The sequence below is a fragment of the Streptomyces luteosporeus genome, from assembly GCF_039532865.1.
GTDB lineage: Bacteria > Actinomycetota > Actinomycetes > Streptomycetales > Streptomycetaceae > Streptomyces > Streptomyces luteosporeus.
In genome coordinates, this window is record NZ_BAAASL010000001.1 from 394,573 (window position 1) to 411,901 (window position 17,329).

Here is a 17,329-nt window from a genome sequence, read left to right on the forward strand (position 1 = left end):
TCTGACAGCGGGCGGAATCCGAAGTGAACGAAGCACGGCGGATCGATGAACCGCCTTGTCCTGCGAGCCGATTCGCCGTCCGTCGACGTGCTGTTCACCGCTTGTTGAAGTGGCGTTGGGCAGTGAAACGGAATGCATTCCTATCGTCGGCGACGTGCCATCACGTACCGAATTCCCGCGGCGCGTCGCCGTGCTCGCGGACTCCGACACCCGGTGGAAATGGGGCGCGCTGACCGCGCGCCGCCTCGCCCCCGACGGTCGGCTGCACGGCCACCTGCTGCGGGGCCGGGCCACACCGACCGTACGGCAACTGAGCGAGGTCGGCGTCCGCGCGGACAGCCTGGGCGAGGTCACCGGCGGCGCCTTCGCCGCCGCGGCCGGCCGGGACCGGTACGACGTCGTGGTGCTCGCCTGCGTCGGCGGCGCCGTCCAGGCCCTCCTGCACGGGCTGCGGCACGCCTGGCGGGACGCGCCGCACCGGCCCGTCGTCGTCACCGGCTACGTCGGCGTCGTCTACGAGAAGCTCGCCGACGGCCTGCTGCTGCGGCACGGCGCGGACGTCGTCCTCGCCAACTCCCGCCACGACGCGGAGCGCTTCCGCGCCGTGTACGAGGGGGTGGGCGCCGATGCCGGCGCGGTCACCGAGTGCGCGCTGCCGTTCCTCGGCGGCACCCCGTACGCGCCGGACGCCCGGCGCCCCTTCACCGTCGTCTTCGCCGCCCAGCCCTCCGTACCGGACAACCGCGCCGACCGCCGCCACCTCCTGGAACGCGCCGTCCGCCACGCACGCGCCCACCCCGGCCGCGAGGTGCTCATCAAACTGCGCAGCCGCCCCGGCGAACACACCACGCACATCGAAGAACTCCCGTACCAGAAGCTCGCGGCCCGTCTCCCGGGTGGGCTCCCGCCCAACTGCCGCCTCGTCTACGGACACATGAGCGACGTCCTCGACCGCACCGACCTCCTGGTCACCGTCAGCTCCACCGCCGCCCTCGAATCCCTCCACCGCGGCATCCCGACCGCCGTCCTGACCGACCTCGGCATCCGCGAAACCCTCGGCAACCACCACTTCCTCGGCTCCGGCTGCCTCGCCTCCTGGGACGACCTCGACGCCGGCCACCTGCCCAAGGCCGACACCGCCTGGGCCGACCGGCAGGGCGTGGCACCGGACGGCTCCTACGCCCGGGCCTTCGACACGGCCCGCACCCGCGTCGCCGAACTCGCCGCCCGCCCGGCCCTCCCGCCCCTGGACCCCTACTACTCCGCGCACACGGCCCCCGGCTACCTCCCCGGCATCCTCGCCCGCCACGGCTTCGACCCCCAGGGCCGCCCCCTGCGCGAACCCCCGCCGTCGCGGGGAGCCGTCCGGGAGGCCGTCCGCGGCGTCCTGCGGGAGGCGGCCCGCGGGGCGTACCGGCACGGAGTGCAGCGCGTGGCGCCGGTCGTGCGCCGGTTGGGAGAACTGTGATGGCTGTGGTCCTGGCGGTCATCCCCGCCCGCGGCGGCTCCAAGGGCGTCCCCGCCAAGAACCTCGCCCCCGTGGGGGGCGTGCCACTCGTGGCACGGGCGGTACGGGAGTGCCGGGCGGCGCAGCTCGTGACCGACGTCGTCGTCTCGACGGACGACCCCGCGATCGCTGCCGCGGCCGAAGCCGCGGGAGCGGAGATCGTCCACCGCCCGGCGGAGCTGTCGGGGGACACGGCGAGCAGTGAGGGGGCGGTGCTGCATGCGATGGAGACGTACGAGGGGGCGCACGGGTGCCGCGTGGACGTCGTCCTGCTGGTGCAGTGCACGAGCCCGTTCCTGACGGCGACCGACATCGACGGCGTCGCGGCCGCCGTCCTCGACGCCGGCGCGGACACGGCCCTGACGGTGGCCCCGTTCCACGGCTTCGTGTGGCGGACCGGCGAACCGGGGGCGGTGCGGTCCGGCGGGCTGGTTTGTGCCCACCCGTTCCTCCCCCAGCTACCGCTGGGGGGACCCCCAGCGGAACGCCTGCCCACAAACAGGCAGGTACCACCCCCAGCCCGTCCGGCGTTTGAGGACCGGGGGTCCGGGGGCGGAGCCCCCGGGAGACGGGGAGAGGGCGGGACCGGGGCACAGCCCGCCGCAGGCGCACCCGCCCCCGGCACCGGCGTAAACCACGACCCCGCCCACCGCCCCCGCCGCCAGGACCGGACCCCCGAGTTCCTGGAGACCGGCGCCGCCTACGCCATGCGCGCCCACCCCTTCCGCACCACCCGCCACCGCTTCTTCGGCCGTACCGACCTCGTCGTCACCGATCCCTCCCGCGTGCTGGAGATAGACGACCCGCACGACCTGGAGCGGGCCCGCGCCCTGGCCCCTTTGCTGGAGACGCAGGCCCGGCCCGCCCCGGGCGCCGTCGACGCGGTCGTCCTGGACTTCGACGGCACGCAGACGGACGACCGCGTCCTGATCGATGCCGACGGTCGCGAGCTCGTCGCCGTGCACCGCGGCGACGGCCTGGGCGTGGCGGCGCTGCGCCGGGCCGGGCTGGCGGTGCTGGTCCTGTCGTCGGAGACGAATCCCGTGGTGGCCGCGCGTGCCCGCAAGCTCGGGGTGCCCGTGATCCACGGCAGTGAGCGCAAGGACGTCGCGCTCAAGCAGTGGTGTGCCGAGCAGGGCGTCGATCCGGATCGCGTGCTGTATGCCGGCAACGACGTCAACGACCTGCCGTGCATGGCGCTCGCCGGCTGGCCGGTCGCGGTGGCCGACGCGCATCCGGTCGTGCGGGCCGCGGCCCGGGCCGTGACCGCGGCCCGTGGCGGGCGCGGCGCGGTGCGCGAGATCGCGGCCTGGCTCCTCGGACCTTCTCTGCAGCAGCAGTCCTCACTTCCCCAGCCCTAAGCCCTGAGCCCTAAGGAAGAACCCCCGTGATGACCTCCGCTCCGCGTACCCGGACCCGGATGCTCGGCGACCGCCCCGTGGGCCCCGGCCACCCCGTCTACGTCACCGGTGAGATCGGCATCAACCACAACGGCGATCTCACCACCGCCCTCGCGCTGATCGACGCGGCGGCCGCCGCCGGTTGCGACGCGGTGAAGTTCCAGAAGCGCACGCCCGAGGTGTGCACGCCGCGTGACCAGTGGCAGCTGGAGCGCGACACGCCGTGGGGCCGCATGACGTACATCGACTACCGGCACCGCGTCGAGTTCGGCGAGGAGGAGTACCGCGCGATCGACGAGCACTGCCGCATGCGCGGCGTGGCGTGGTTCGCCTCGCCGTGGGACGTCGAGTCGGTGGCCTTCCTGGAGAAGTTCGACGTGCCGGCGCACAAGGTGGCCTCGGCCTCGCTCACGGACGACGAGCTGCTGCGCGCCCTGCGCGCGACGGGCCGTACCGTCGTGCTGTCGACGGGCATGTCGACGCCGCAGCAGATCCGGCACGCCGTGGAGGTGCTGGGCAGCGAGAACATCGTGCTCTGCCACGCCACGTCCACGTATCCCGCGAAGGCGGCCGAGCTCAATCTGCGGGTGATCGGCACTCTGATGGCCGAGTACCCCAATGTGCCCATCGGTTACTCCGGTCACGAGACGGGCCTGCAGACCACGCTCGCCGCGGTCGCGCTCGGCGCGGTGTTCGTCGAGCGGCACATCACCCTCGACCGCGCGATGTGGGGCTCGGACCAGGCCGCCTCCGTCGAACCGGGCGGTCTGCAGCGCCTGGTGCGCGACATCCGGGTGGTCGAGGAGGCCCTGGGCGACGGGGTCAAGCGGGTGTACGACAGTGAGCTGGGCCCGATGCGCAAACTCCGCCGCGTGGCGGGGACGGTCGAACTCGCCGGCACCGCAGCGGTCTGAGCGGGCGTTCCCGGTGACCTCGGCAGACGGCACCCCGGCCGGCCCCCCGGAACCCCCTCCGGACGCGGCTGCCCCGGCGTCCACGCTGGCCTTCGTGGAGAGCCCGGTGCAGTTGCTGAACGTCCTGGAGTGGGCGTACCACACCGCCCGCCGCAGTGGCCCGCACCCGGCTCCGCCACCGGGCGCCCAGCCACCGGGCGCTCCACCACCGGGTGCTCAGCCACCGGGCGCTCAGCCACCGGGCGCTCCGCGCCCGTGGTGCGACGGCGTGCCCCGGCAGCCCGGCGCCCGGGACATCACCCCTTTGGCCGGCGACCTGCTGGTGGTCGTGCTCGCCCCGCACGACCCGATGACGCGCGGTCAGCTGCGCCGGATGGCGGAGCTGGCGCGGGATCAGGGGCACCGGCTGCGCTGGGAGGAGGCCCGGGGCGGGCCGATGGCCCCGGTGGGCACGATCGGGGGGCTCGCCGGGCCGCTGCGGGCGGCGCGGCGGGTGGTGATCGGCGACCCGTTCTCGCGGTACGTGCAGCTGCTGCTGACGATCACGCGGGCCCGGGAGCTGGTGGTGGTGGACGACGGCACGGCGACGATGGAGTTCGCCGGTCAACTCGCCCGTGGTGAGCGCCTGGTGCGCTGGCACCGCAGTGGCACGCGGGGGGCGCGCGATCTGATGTTCGCGCCGGTATCTGCTTCCATGCGCCGGAAGCTCACGCCCGACGACCGTCGTACGGTGGAGATCTTCACCGCGATGCCCCTCGACGCGCCACCGGGAGTGACCGTCACGGCCAACGACTTCGCCTGGACCCGGGCCGCGCACGGGCCGCCCTCCCTCACCCGGGGGACGGATCTGGTGGGCACCTCCCTGGTGGAGACCGGCGTCGTCGACCCCGAGCGCTACCTGGAGGCGGTGGCCGCCCTGGCCCGCGCCCACGGCGCCACCCGCTACTTCGCCCACCGCCGCGAGGCCCCGGACAAGCTGCGCCGCATTGCCGAGCGGCTGGGCGTGGAGATCGTCCGGCCGACGCTGCCCCTGGAGCTGGTGGCCCGGCGGGGCCCCATAGGCCGCACCGTCCTCAGCTTCCCCTCCACCGTCGTGCACACCCTGCCGCTGGCCCTGGCCGGCACCGGGGTGACCGTCGCCGTCTGCGACGTCGACCCCGCCTGGCTCACCGCCCATGCCTCGCCCCGTGCCGAGGGCTTCCTCGCGGGGGTCACGGGGAGCGCACGCGAAGTGCGCCGGCTTCCGTACGCGCCCGTTCCGCAGCCGCGTGTCGCCGAAGGTACGCCGTAAATACGGGTCATACCCCCCGTGCGACCCATCCATGCGGCTGAACTTTTTGTGATCAAGGGGCAGTTGCCCCATTCGGGGCTCTAATCTTCGCAGGGTGAATCACCTGATGCCCTGCGAAGCCGATCCCCAAACCACCGACAGCCGACTTCCCGGCGCGCTTCCGCCCGGGCTCCGCAGCGAACTCATCGCCTTCCGCCGTGACTTGCACATGCACCCCGAGCTGGGCAACCGCGAGTTCCGCACCACCGCCGCGGTGCGGGCCCGGCTCGAGAAGGCAGGGCTCAGACCGCGTACGCTCGCCGCCGGCACCGGCCTGATCTGCGACATCGGCCGCGACAGCGCCTCGTTCCGGGCGGCCGGCCGGCCGGTGCTCGCCCTGCGCGCCGACCTGGACGCGCTGCCCATCCCCGACACCAAGACCGTCCCGTACCGCTCGACGGTCCCCAAGATGGCCCACGCCTGCGGCCACGACGTGCACACCACCGTCGTGCTGGGCGCCGGCCTGGTCCTGGCCGACCTCGCCGAGCAGGGCCTGCTGCCCCACCCCGTGCGGCTGATCTTCCAGCCCGCCGAGGAGGTGCTGCCCGGCGGCGCCCTCGACGCGATCGAGTGCGGCGCGCTGGACGGCGTGGGCCGCATCCTGGCCGTGCACTGCGACCCCAAGGTCGAGGTCGGCCGGCTCGGCCTGCGCACCGGCGCGATCACCTCGGCCTGCGACCGGGTGGAGGTCACTCTCTCGGGCCCCGGCGGCCACACCGCCCGCCCGCACCTGACCACCGACCTGGTGACCGCCGCCGCCCGGGTGGCCACCGACGTGCCCGCCGTGCTCTCCCGGCGCGCCGACGCCCGCTCGGGGCTGTCGGTGACCTGGGGCCGGCTGGAGACGGGCCACGCCTGCAACGTCATCCCGCAGCGCGCCGAGCTCGCCGGCACCGTCCGCTGCCTGGACGTGCACACCTGGCGCCAGGCGCCGGACCTGGTGCACGCCGCGGTGGACGAGGTCGCCGCCCTGCACAACGCCAAGTCGGAGATCAGCTACCTGCGCGGGGTGCCGCCGGTGGTCAACGACGCCGAGGTCACCTCCCTGCTGCGGCGCGCCATGACCGCCCGCCGGGGCCGCTACGCCGTGGAGGACACTGAGCAGAGCCTGGGCGGGGAGGACTTCTCCTGGTACCTGGAGCACGTCCCGGGCGCCATGGCCCGGCTCGGAGTGCGGCCGGTGGGGGATACGACCCGTCGTGACCTGCACTGTGGTGATTTCGACGTGGACGAGAGCGCGATCGAGGTCGGAGTGGAGCTGTTTACGGCCGCTGCCTTGCTGGACGGCAACCGAATGTAGGCATTCGGGTCAAGAAGGGTTGACGACGAAACGATAACGGCTTCCTTGCACCCCTTTTATCTCCATCTACGCGCGTTACGATTCCCGGCGAAAGACAGCGCCAATGGAGGCGCTTCGAGTGAAGGGGCCCCTCGTGCGCCGGGTATCCACGATCACTGTCGCGGGCATTGCCACCGCGGCTCTCGCATTCACTCTCACCGCCTGCGGTGAGTCCTCGACCGAGTCCGGAGGCGGCGGCAAGGGCAAGGGCATCGGCCTTGCCTTCGACGTCGGCGGCCGTGACGACCACTCCTTCAACGAGTCCGCTGCTCGTGGCATGGACAAGGCCGACAAGGAGTTCGGCTACACCAGCAAGGCCATGACCGCCAAGAACGGCGAGACCGAGGCCGACCGCGAGCAGCGGCTGAGCTCCCTGGCCGAGGCGGGCTACAACCCGGTCATCGGCGTGGGCTTCAACTACTCCAAGTCGGTGGAGAAGGTCGCCAAGGACTTCCCGAAGACCACCTTCGCGGTCGTGGACTCGGTTGCCCCCGGCAACAACATCGACAGCATCACCTTCGGTGAGCACGAGGGCTCCTACCTCGCCGGTGTCGCCGCCGCGCTGAAGTCGAAGAACCACAAGGTCGGCTTCATCGGCGGTGTGAACAACGCGCTGATCCAGAAGTTCCAGGCGGGCTTCGAGCAGGGTGCCAAGGCCACCGACTCCGGTGTCGAGGTCACCTCGGAGTACCTGTACGCCAACAACGACAAGGGCTTCAACGACCCGGCCGCCGCCAAGGAGAAGGCCAAGGGCATGCTCGACCGCGGCATCGACGTGATCTACACGGCCGCCGGTCTGTCGGGCAACGGTTCCATCGAGGCCGTCGCCGCCCAGAAGGGCGCCTGGGCGATCGGCGTCGACTCCGACCAGTACCAGCAGCCGGGCCTGGACAAGTACAAGGGCTCCATCCTCACCTCCGTGGTGAAGAACGTGGACGTCTCCGTCTACGACCTCGCCAAGAGCGTCAAGGACGGCAAGCCGCTGACGGGTCCGCACCAGTACCTGCTGAAGGACGGCGGCGTGTCGCTGGCCACCTCCGGCGGCTTCATCGACGACATCAAGGACAAGATCGAGGCCGCGAAGAAGCAGATCGTCGAGGGCCAGGTCAAGGTCAAGACCTCCCCGTGATCCTGCCCGGTCCGGGCCGGCGGTGAGCCGGATCCGGACCGGTCTCGGAAGACCTGCGGGCCCGGCAGTGGGGGAGTACCCTCACGGCCGGGCCCGTACATACGACCCAACGCTACGCGCGTAGCACCGTATTGACGCGTGTAGCGTCGTCCCCCGCCCCGTCGTACCGCCGACCCCCGCACGGCCGGTCCGGCCCCCCGCTCCCTTCCCCTCGAGGAGAGTGCGCCATCAAAGCGTCCAGCCCCGAGTCCGGCGCAGCCACCGCTAACGCGGTGGAGCTCGCCGGCATCACCAAGCGCTTCCCCGGTGTCGTGGCCAACCACGACATCCGCCTCACGGTCCGCCGCGGCACCGTCCACGCCCTGTGCGGCGAGAACGGCGCCGGCAAGTCGACCCTGATGAAGATCCTCTACGGCATGCAGAAGCCGGACGAGGGCACCATCACCCTGGACGGCGAGCAGGTCACCCTGAACAGCCCGGCCGACGCCATCGCGCGTGGCATCGGCATGGTGCACCAGCACTTCATGCTCGCCGACAACCTCACCGTCCTGGAGAACGTCGTCCTCGGCGCCGAGAAGCTCCACGGCATCGGCAACAAGGCCCGCAAGAAGATCAAGGAGATCTCCGACGCGTACGGCCTGGGCGTGCGCCCCGACGTCCTCGTCGAGGACCTCGGCGTCGCCGACCGCCAGCGCGTGGAGATCCTCAAGGTCCTCTACCGGGGTGCGCGCACGCTCATCCTCGACGAGCCGACCGCCGTCCTGGTCCCCCAGGAGGTCGACGCGCTCTTCGACAACCTGCGCGAGCTCAAGTCCGAGGGTCTGACGGTCATCTTCATCTCGCACAAGCTGGGCGAGGTGCTCTCCGTCGCCGACGACATCACCGTCATCCGGCGCGGCACCACCGTCGGCACCGCGATCCCCAGCGAGACCACGCCCAAGCAGCTGGCCGAGCTGATGGTCGGCGAGGAGCTGCCCTCGCCGGAGACCCGTGAGTCCACGGTCACCGACGTGCCCATGCTCACCGTCGACGGCCTGCACCTGTCGGCCACCGACTCCGACGGCGTCGTGCGCGCCGTCCTCGACGGCATCACCTTCACCATCCACAAGGGCGAGGTCCTCGGCCTCGCGGGCGTGGAGGGCAACGGCCAGGCCGAGCTCGTCGAGGCCATCATGGGCATGCGCACCCCCGACGGCGGCGTCGTCACCCTCGACGGGACGGACATCACCACCGCCCCGACGCGCAAGCGCCGCGAGGGCGGCATCGGCTACATCCCCGAGGACCGCCACCGCCACGGCCTGCTGCTCGAAGCGCCGCTGTGGGAGAACCGCATCCTCGGCCACGTCACCGAGAAGCCCAACACCAGGGGCCCCCTCCTCGACAACAAGGCCGCCCGCGCCGACACCGAGCGCATCGTGCGCGAGTACGACGTGCGCACCCCCGGCATCGAGGTCACCGCGGCCTCACTGTCCGGCGGCAACCAGCAGAAGCTGATCGTCGGCCGCGAGATGAGCCACAACCCCAAGCTCCTCATCGCCGCCCACCCCACCCGCGGCGTGGACGTCGGTGCGCAGGCGCAGATCTGGGACCAGATCCGCGAGGCGCGCCGCGAGGGCCTGGCGGTCCTGCTGATCTCCGCCGACCTGGACGAGCTGATCGGCCTCTCCGACACGCTGCGGGTGATGTTCCGCGGCCGTCTCGTCGCGGACGCCGACCCCGCGACGATCACCCCGGAGGAGCTGGGCTCGGCCATGACGGGCGCGGCCTCGGGCCACCTCGAGCACGAGGAGGCGCCGGAGCCGGAGCAGGAGCAGGAGCAGGCGGAGGAGACCCCGGAGGAGACCTCCGGCGAGACCTCCACCGATGACAACGAGAGCGACGACACCCAGGAAGGCGGTGACTCGAAGTGAAGAAGTTCGACAAGAACAAGCTGATCCTGGGCCTCGCCGCCCCGGTGCTGGCGATCGTCACCGCCCTGGTGATCACCTCGGTCATCATCATGGCCACCGGCAAGGACCCGTTCCACGCCTACCAGGTCATGCTGGACTTCGGATCCAAGGCCGACAGCCAGGTCTGGATCATCAACAAGGCGACGCCGTACTACCTGTCCGCGCTGGCGGTGGCCATCGGCTTCCGGATGAACCTGTTCAACATCGGTGTGGACGGCCAGTACCGCATCGCGGCGTTCTTCGCCGCGGTCGTCGGCGGCGCGCTGACGCTGCCGGGCATCATCGAGATCCCGGTGATCATCCTGGTCGCGATGGCGGTGGGCGCCGTGTGGGCCGGCATCGCCGGTCTGCTGAAGGTGACCCGCAACGTCAACGAGGTCATCAGCACGATCATGCTGAACGCCATCGGCGCCTCGATCATCGGTTACCTCCTGCAGGACGGGCGGCTGGCGAAGAAGGAGGGCAACCTGATCCACACGCCCTACCTGCCGGACTCCGCCCACTTCTTCGAGTTCCCCACCGCCACCAAGCCGGTCCTCGGCTTCGTGGTGGTCGCGGCCCTGGCCGGTGTGGCGTACTGGTTCGTCCTCAACCGCACCCGCTTCGGCTTCGACCTGCGCACCGTCGGCCAGTCCGAGTCGGCCGCGCAGGCCAGCGGTGTGAGCGTCAAGCGCATGGTGATCACCTCCATGCTGCTCTCCGGTGCGGTCGCCGGCCTCGTCGGCATGCCGACCCTGCTCGGCGTCTCGTACAACTACGGCACCGACTTCCCCACCGGCATCGGCTTCACCGGCATTGCCATCGCCCTCCTCGGTCGCAACAACCCCGTCGGCATGGCGCTGGCCGCCCTGCTGTGGGGCTTCCTGGAGCGCACCGGCACCCAGCTGGAGTTCGAGGGCTACGCCCAGGAGATCGTCGGCGTGATCCAGGGCGTCATCGTCCTGTGCGTCGTCATCGCCTACGAGATCGTGCGCCGCTACGGCCTGAAGGTCCAGCAGCGCAAGGTCGGCGAGGAGCTCGCCGCCCAGGCCCGTAAGAGCGACAAGGCGGAGGCCGCCGCATGAGTACGACCTTCACGGCCGCTCTGACCGAGAAGCTGAGCGGCAAGAACAAGCCCGAGGGCCGCAAGCTCTCCTACCCCGTCGTCCTGCTGATGCTCGCCGGCGCCCTGGTGCTGCTGTCCGCGCTGCGGGCCGTCACCGGTGCCGAGGACCTCACCTCCTCCGGCCAGTGGTCCGGCGCGCTCGGCGCGGCCGTGCCCATCGGCCTCGCCGGCCTCGGCGGCCTGTGGGCCGAGCGCTCCGGCATCGTCAACATCGGCCTCGAAGGCATGATGATGCTCGGCACCTTCTGTGCCGGTGCCGTGGGCTGGCAGTACGGCCCCTGGGCGGCCGCCGCGGCCGGCATCGTCGGCGGTGCCCTCGGCGGTCTCATCCACGCGATCGCCACGGTCACCTTCAACGTCGACCACATCATCTCCGGCGTCGCGATCAACATCCTGTCGCTGGGCGTGACCCAGTACCTCGCCAAGCTGTGGTTCGGTGCCGCGGGCAGCGCGGCCCAGCAGGCGGGCGGCAACGACAAGCAGTCGCCGGTCATGGCCAACATGCCCAACTTCTCCGTGCCCGGCCTGTCCGACTGGCTGCACTCGATCGAGAAGCACCACTGGTTCCTGGTCTCCGACCTCGCCGGCATCCTCGACGGCCTGGTCTCCGACGTCTCCTGGCTGACGATCGTCGCCGTCCTGCTCTTCGCCGGCACGTTCTTCGTGCTGTGGCGCTCGGCCTTCGGCCTGCGCCTGCGCTCCTGCGGCGAGAGCCCGGTGGCCGCCGAGTCCCTCGGCGTGAACGTCTACACGTACAAGTACGCGGCCGTCGTCGTCTCCGGCGCACTCGCCGGCCTCGGCGGTGCCTTCCTGGCCATCGGCACGCACATGTACTCCGACGGTCAGACCGGTGGCCGCGGCTACATCGGTCTCGCCACGATGATCTTCGGCAACTGGCGGCCGGGCGGCGTGGCCATGGGCGCCGGCCTGTTCGGCTTCATGGACAGCCTCCAGCTGCGCTCCGGCGGCCCGACCGTCCACGCGCTGCTGCTGCTCGTCGCCGTTCTGCTGGTGGGCCTGGCCCTGTGGCGCCTGAAGGGCGGCAAGGCCAAGGCGGCCGTCGTCAGCGGCATCGTCGCGGTGCTGCTCTTCGTCTGGTACGCGCTGACCAAGACGGTGCCGCTGGAGTTCGTCGACGCCACCCCGTACGTCGCCACCCTGCTGGTGCTGTCGCTGTCCGCGACGCGCCTGCGGCCGCCCAAGGCGGACGGCAAGCCGTACCGGAAGGGCCAGGGCAAGTGACGTCCGCACCTTCCGTGGGCTGGGACGACCTGCGCGCGCGGGCCCGGGACGCGATGTCCCGGGCCTACGCCCCCTACTCCGGCTTCCCCGTCGGCTCGGCGGCCCTGGTCGACGACGGCCGCGTCGTCACCGGCTGCAACGTGGAGAACGCCGCCTACGGCGTCGCCCTGTGCGCCGAGTGCGGCATGGTCTCCGAGCTCGTCGCCACCGGCGGCGGCCGCCTGACCCACTTCACCTGCTGCGACCGCCACGGCAACGTCCTGATGCCGTGCGGGCGCTGCCGCCAGCTGCTGTGGGAGCACGGCGGCCCGGAGCTGGCCGTGGACACGACGACGGGCGTACGCCCGCTCGCCGAGCTCCTGCCGGACGCGTTTGGGCCTGCTGACCTGAATCGTTGAAGATGTCCCCAAGCTCCCCCAGCTAACGCTGGGAGGGGCCCCCAGGACGGGCTGATCTCTCAGCCCGTCCGGGTCACTTTCCGGCCCCGGGAAGACCTGAGGACTACGAACCTAAGGAAAATGTGCTGATGGACGCCATTTCCGTTATCCGCACCAAGCGTGACCGCGGCCGTCTGAGCGACGAGCAGATCGACTGGGTCATCGACGCCTACACGCGCGGCGTCGTCGCCGACGAGCAGATGTCCTCGCTCGCCATGGCGATCCTGCTCAACGGCATGGACCGCGCGGAGATCGCCCGCTGGACCGCGGCGATGATCAAGTCCGGCGAGCGCATGGACTTCTCCTCCCTGCCCGTCCCGACCGCCGACAAGCACTCCACCGGCGGCGTCGGCGACAAGATCACCCTGCCGCTGGCCCCGCTCGTCGCCGCCTGCGGCGCAGCCGTCCCGCAGCTCTCCGGCCGCGGCCTCGGCCACACCGGCGGCACCCTGGACAAGCTGGAGTCCATCCCCGGCTGGCGCGCCCTGCTCTCCAACGACGAGATGATGGACGTCCTGCGCAACGTCGGCTCCGTCATCTGCGCCGCCGGCGACGGCCTGGCCCCGGCCGACAAGAAGCTCTACGCGCTGCGCGACGTCACCGGCACCGTCGAGGCCATCCCGCTGATCGCCTCCTCGATCATGTCCAAGAAGATCGCCGAGGGCACGGGCTCGCTCGTGCTCGACGTCAAGGTCGGCTCCGGCGCCTTCATGAAGAACATCGACGACGCGCGCGAGCTCGCCTCCACGATGGTCGGCCTCGGCACCGACCACGGCGTCAAGACCGTCGCCCTGCTCACCGACATGTCCACCCCGCTCGGCCTCACCGCCGGCAACGCCCTCGAGGTCCGCGAGTCGGTCGAGGTCCTCGCCGGCGGCGGCCCCGCCGACGTCGTCGAGCTGACCATCGCCCTGGCCCGCGAGATGCTCGACGCGGCCGGCATCAAGGACGCCGACCCCGCCAAGGCCCTCGCCGACGGCTCCGCCATGGACGTCTGGCGCCGCATGATCATCGCCCAGGGCGGCGACCCCGACGCGACCCTCCCCGTCGCCCGCGAGCAGCACGTCGTGACGGCGTCCGCCTCCGGCGTCCTCACCAAGCTCGACGCCTACGCCGTCGGCGTCTCCGCCTGGCGCCTGGGCGCCGGCCGCGCCCGCAAGGAGGACCCGGTCCAGGCCGGCGCGGGCATCGAGATGCACGCCAAGCCGGGCGACACCGTCGTGGCCGGCCAGCCGCTGATGACGCTGCACACGGACACCCCCGAGAAGTTCGACTACGCCCTGGCCGCGCTGGACGGCGGCGTCGAGATCTCCCCGGCGGGCACGTCGTTCGTCCCGAACCCGATCGTGCTGGACCGCATTGCGTAAGCGCTGCTGCTGCGCCTGACGGCACACTCGTACGGGCGAAGGGGCCGGTGGATCTCCACCGGCCCCTTCGCCGTCGTGCGAGCCGGTGCCTGATGTCATCGCCGCGCCTGTGGAGGCGCGTGACCGCCGGCGCGGCGTCGCGTGGGCGGGATCAGCTCGGCGTCCGACGGCCCTCGACGGGGGCATCCGTGGCGGGCCCCATGCGGGACTGCGCCGGGGCCGTCGAACGGAGGAAGTCCACGAGGTCATCGAGCGAGAGGCCGCAGTACGGGGCCCGGTGCGCGGCCATCAGGAGCAGATGCGCGGTGATCCGCTGGTTCCAGTCGTCCCCGCACCACTCCTGGGGCTTCTCCACCCCGGCGTCGTTGAGCAGCACCCCGTGCTTCTGCGCCACCTCGGCCACGACACTGGCGATCGCGTGGAACCGTGTCGGCGCCTCACGACTGCCGGTGACACCCGGGTAGTGGCCCCAGGTATTGGGGGAGAACGTGAACCCGTCGGGCGGATCCGCAGCCAGCGCGGCGAAGTAGCCGGGCTGCTTCTCTGGCCAGTTGTCGTGAATCAGCGTCACGTCGAACGTCGTTGTCTCGGTCATACGGCAACGGTGGCAGCAGGGTCCGACACCCGCCTGGCGCGCAGGGGCGCGTGCGACGTGAGGTGGGGGCGTGCGCCCCCGAGGCGAGCGCGTTTCCGGGGCCGCACTGTCGGCTCGAACGGGCGAATACGCCAGGAGTGGCCCAGTCGACCCCTTCACCGTCGTGCCACACTTCGCGGTATGGCCCGCGACATCCGCCTCGCCGCAGCTGTCACGCAGGAGGACGACCGGTACGTCGCGCGCTGCCTCGACGTGGAGGTGGCGAGCCAGGGCTCGACCATCGAGGAGGCCCTGAGCAGCCTGTGCGAGGCGCTGGAGCTGTACTTCGAGGACGAGCCGGGACCCACCGTCCCCGCCTGACCGCGCGTCAAGCGCGCCGTTCCCACTCCTCCTTCGTCAGCTCGTACTCCACGTCCCCGTGCTCCGAGCCCTCGACCACGTCCGGCCAGTCGCCGAAGAACGTGCGGGTGAACGTGAGGCCCGCCTTCTCCATCACGCGGCGCGACGCCGCGTGCACCGTCATCGCGTTGGCCGTCACCCGGCGGACGCCCAGCTCCGTGAAGCCCTTGTGGATCAGGGCACGGCAGCCCTCCACCGCGTAGCCCTTGCCCCACGCCGCCCGGCGCAAGCGGTAGCCGAGTTCGACGACGTCCGGGCTGTCGTCCTGCAGGGGGCGGAACTCGAACCAGCCCAGGAACTCGCCCGTCCCCTTGGCCTCCGCGGCCCAGTAGCCGTACGTCCCCAGGCCCGGGTGGCGGTGCATGAAGCGCGGCAGACGCTCGTCGCGCATCTCCTCGCGCGGCGTCGCGCGGCCCCCGTTGATGTACCGCATCACCTCCGGGTCGCCGTCGAGCTCGACCAGCGCGTCCAGGTCCTGCTCGCTCGTCGTGAACGGCCGCAGCGTCATCCGCTCGGTCTCCAGGAAAAGGGTCATGCAGGGATCCTGCGCGCCGGTGGTCTGCGACGCCAGCGCATTTGCACCGGTGGGATTCGGATTCGGATTCGGATTCGGGAAACACTCCGCCCCCGGGTGTACGGCCCTTCCCCCGCGCGGCCGAAGCGGCTCGGCCCGCCGAGGGACGCCCGGGGCGGTGGCGGTCGGCGAGGCTCGGAGGTGCCCCGGAAGTGCCGCAAGGGATCGGAGAAGTACCGTGCGCAGATCGTTTCGTACAGCAGGAGTCGTCGCCCTCGTCGCGCTCGCTGCTCCGGCACCGGCAGCCATGACCCTTCCGGCCGCCGCCGCGGAACCGGTCGCACCGGCGGAACCGGTCGCACCGACCGTCGGCGTCCAGGGGTGGGGGCGCATGGGGTACTCCCAGCCCGGCAACGACATCCAGGTGTCCGTCGACGCCCAGGGCCTCTACGCGAAGGACCGCCAGAACCGGCCCGCCAAGTCCTGGGGCACCTTCCGCATCCAGCACCGCTGGACCGAGCCGGGCAAGGGCCCGCAGTTCAACTGGGGTGACTTCGCCGTCGATTGCGTCACCGTCGGCGGACCGGTCGCGACCGTGACCGGCACGCTCGTCGATGCCGGACCGGTATGGAAGCCCTTCCTGCACTGGGGAAAGGACCACAAGCAGCCCATTCGCATGGGCGTGAGCTTCTACGTCGCAGGAACAGGAAAGGGCAGGAACGGCGGCGGCCCCAGCCGCATCGGTCTCTCCGGCGCCACACAAGAGGACGAGCCCCTGCTGACCCCGTGCATGGCCCCGGCCCCCGATGCGGCAGTCATTGCAGGCGGCTATCGGATACACGACAACAGGGGGGTAAAGTAACGTGCGTTGGCCTTCGGAAGTCGCCCGCGTGCGGCCCCCGGAGGCTTTTTTCATGCCTTCGGAAATCCGTCATCACCGTCACAACCGTTACCGCTCCCTCCTCTCCCACCCCGAATTCGCCGGAATGTACGCCGGTTTCGTCCTCACGGCCGCCGCCGGCGGCTTGTCGGGCTACGCGCTCGGCGCGCTGGTCGACCGCCGGACCGGATCGCCGCTCCTGACGGCGATGAGCATGTACGGCGCCACGTTCGCGGCGGTGATCGGCACGCTGACGCTGATGTCCGTCGCGGACGGCGGCCGCCCGCGGCGGACCCTCGTCGCCCTGCAGGCCGTCTCCCTGGCGAGCCAGGCCGCACAGGCGATACCGGGCCTGCCGCTGGCCGCCCGGTTCGGGCTGCTGGTGGTGGGCTTCTTCCAGGCCCTGGGCACCGGTACGCGCATGGGGCTGCTCGCCGAGCTCGTACCGGACTCCGCGTACGCCCTCGCCCGCTCCCTGATGAACCTCACCGCCGGCGGCACGGCGATCATCGGCTACGCCGCTGCCGACCCCCTGCTGCGACACCTGGGCACGCGGGGCGTCTTCGTCCTCGCCGCCGCCCTGACCGCGGCCGGACTCGTCGCCGTGGCGGGCACCGTGCGCGAGCGCTCGATCCGCCTCGCGCGCCGCCCGGGTCTGCGGCAGACGTGGCAGGCGAACGTGGCGCTCTTCTCCCGGCCCGGCCGGCGCGCCCTGCTGCTGAACCTCTGGGTGCCCAACGGTCTGATCGTCGGCTGCGAGGCCCTGTTCATCCTGTACGACCCCCGGCACGCCGGCGCCCTGCTGGCCGCCGCTTCCGCGGGCATGCTGGCCGGCGATCTGGCCGTCGGCCGGCTGCTCGGTGCCGCGCAGCGCCGCCGCGGGGCGTTCGCCCTGCGGCTGCTGCTGGCCGCCCCGTACGCGCTGTTCGCCGTCCATCCGCCGCTGCCGGTGGCGCTGGTCGCGGTGTTCGCCGCCAGCGTGGGATTCGCCGCCACCTTGCCACTGCAGGAGCAGCTCCTCGCGCTGACGCCGGATTCCGTGCGCGGTCAGGTGCAGGGCGTCGAGTCCGCGGGGCGCATCACGTGGCAGGGCATCGGCGCCACGGTGGCGGGCGGCCTGGCCCTGCACCTCACCCCGGCCGCGACGATGACCGCCCTGGCCCTGGTGTCGCTGACCCTCACGATCGCCTCCCGGCCGTACGTGGTCCGGGCCGGCGGCTGA

General features: G+C 71.7%; 16 protein-coding genes. 14 read left to right on the top strand and 2 right to left on the bottom strand.

The window, feature by feature from the left end; translation table 11 throughout:
* Positions 1 to 154 precede the first annotated feature (154 nt).
* From ABD361_RS01820 to ABD361_RS01870, 11 genes are all read left to right on the top strand, one after another.
* Positions 155 to 1,468: a DUF6716 putative glycosyltransferase gene (locus ABD361_RS01820; protein WP_344432794.1), complete on the top strand. Its 1,314-nt coding sequence runs from the start codon at positions 155 to 157 to the stop codon at positions 1,466 to 1,468.
* Positions 1,468 to 2,868, top strand: coding sequence for a cytidylyltransferase domain-containing protein (locus ABD361_RS01825; protein WP_344432795.1), 1,401 nt, complete (start codon positions 1,468 to 1,470; stop codon positions 2,866 to 2,868). The genes ABD361_RS01820 and ABD361_RS01825 overlap by 1 nt, the downstream gene beginning before the upstream one ends.
* 29 nt (positions 2,869 to 2,897) lie before the next feature.
* The gene (locus tag ABD361_RS01830; RefSeq protein WP_344432796.1) at positions 2,898 to 3,821 is read left to right on the top strand and encodes an N-acetylneuraminate synthase family protein; all 924 of its coding nucleotides are present in this window, start codon (positions 2,898 to 2,900) and stop codon (positions 3,819 to 3,821) included.
* Positions 3,822 to 3,906: 85 nt separating this feature from the next.
* Positions 3,907 to 5,112, top strand: coding sequence for a hypothetical protein (locus tag ABD361_RS01835; protein ID WP_344432886.1), 1,206 nt, complete (start codon positions 3,907 to 3,909; stop codon positions 5,110 to 5,112).
* A 106-nt stretch (positions 5,113 to 5,218) separates the two neighbouring features.
* Positions 5,219 to 6,451, top strand: a complete 1,233-nt coding sequence (locus ABD361_RS01840; protein WP_344432887.1) for an amidohydrolase — start codon at positions 5,219 to 5,221, stop codon at positions 6,449 to 6,451.
* A 133-nt stretch (positions 6,452 to 6,584) separates the two neighbouring features.
* Positions 6,585 to 7,619: a BMP family lipoprotein gene (locus tag ABD361_RS01845; protein WP_344432797.1), complete on the top strand. Its 1,035-nt coding sequence runs from the start codon at positions 6,585 to 6,587 to the stop codon at positions 7,617 to 7,619.
* Between the two features lie 272 nt (positions 7,620 to 7,891).
* Entirely contained in the window at positions 7,892 to 9,529 is a 1,638-nt protein-coding gene (locus tag ABD361_RS01850; RefSeq protein ID WP_344432798.1) for an ABC transporter ATP-binding protein, read from the top strand.
* Positions 9,526 to 10,632 carry an ABC transporter permease gene (locus ABD361_RS01855; protein ID WP_344432799.1) on the top strand — a complete coding sequence of 369 codons (1,107 nt, stop codon included), beginning with the start codon at positions 9,526 to 9,528 and terminating at the stop codon, positions 10,630 to 10,632. The genes ABD361_RS01850 and ABD361_RS01855 overlap by 4 nt, the downstream gene beginning before the upstream one ends.
* Entirely contained in the window at positions 10,629 to 11,915 is a 1,287-nt protein-coding gene (locus tag ABD361_RS01860) for an ABC transporter permease (RefSeq protein ID WP_344432800.1), read from the top strand. Before ABD361_RS01855 ends, ABD361_RS01860 begins: the two co-directional genes overlap by 4 nt.
* On the top strand, positions 11,912 to 12,313 hold the full coding sequence (locus ABD361_RS01865) for a cytidine deaminase (RefSeq protein WP_344432801.1): 402 nt from the start codon (positions 11,912 to 11,914) through the stop codon (positions 12,311 to 12,313). Before ABD361_RS01860 ends, ABD361_RS01865 begins: the two co-directional genes overlap by 4 nt.
* Before the next feature lie 122 nt (positions 12,314 to 12,435).
* The gene (locus ABD361_RS01870) at positions 12,436 to 13,719 is read left to right on the top strand and encodes a thymidine phosphorylase (protein WP_344432802.1); all 1,284 of its coding nucleotides are present in this window, start codon (positions 12,436 to 12,438) and stop codon (positions 13,717 to 13,719) included.
* A gap of 151 nt (positions 13,720 to 13,870) precedes the next feature.
* Here ABD361_RS01870 and ABD361_RS01875 read toward each other — a convergent pair whose 3' ends face one another.
* Positions 13,871 to 14,314, bottom strand: a complete 444-nt coding sequence (locus tag ABD361_RS01875) for an amidase (protein ID WP_344432803.1) — start codon at positions 14,312 to 14,314, stop codon at positions 13,871 to 13,873.
* A 180-nt stretch (positions 14,315 to 14,494) separates the two neighbouring features.
* Here ABD361_RS01875 and ABD361_RS01880 point away from each other — a divergent pair, with 180 nt between their 5' ends.
* Positions 14,495 to 14,674, top strand: coding sequence for a type II toxin-antitoxin system HicB family antitoxin (locus ABD361_RS01880; protein ID WP_344432804.1), 180 nt, complete (start codon positions 14,495 to 14,497; stop codon positions 14,672 to 14,674).
* 7 nt (positions 14,675 to 14,681) lie between these two features.
* On the opposite strand, the gene ABD361_RS01885 is transcribed toward ABD361_RS01880, so the two are convergent.
* Complete coding sequence (locus ABD361_RS01885; protein ID WP_344432805.1) at positions 14,682 to 15,248, bottom strand: GNAT family N-acetyltransferase; 567 nt, start codon at positions 15,246 to 15,248, stop codon at positions 14,682 to 14,684.
* Positions 15,249 to 15,618: 370 nt separating this feature from the next.
* On the opposite strand from ABD361_RS01885, the gene ABD361_RS01890 reads away from it, so the two are divergent.
* Positions 15,619 to 16,089 (top strand): hypothetical protein, encoded by a 471-nt coding sequence (locus ABD361_RS01890; protein WP_344432806.1) that lies wholly within the window; start codon positions 15,619 to 15,621, stop codon positions 16,087 to 16,089.
* 52 nt (positions 16,090 to 16,141) lie between these two features.
* Positions 16,142 to 17,329, top strand: coding sequence for an MFS transporter (locus tag ABD361_RS01895; RefSeq protein WP_344432807.1), 1,188 nt, complete (start codon positions 16,142 to 16,144; stop codon positions 17,327 to 17,329).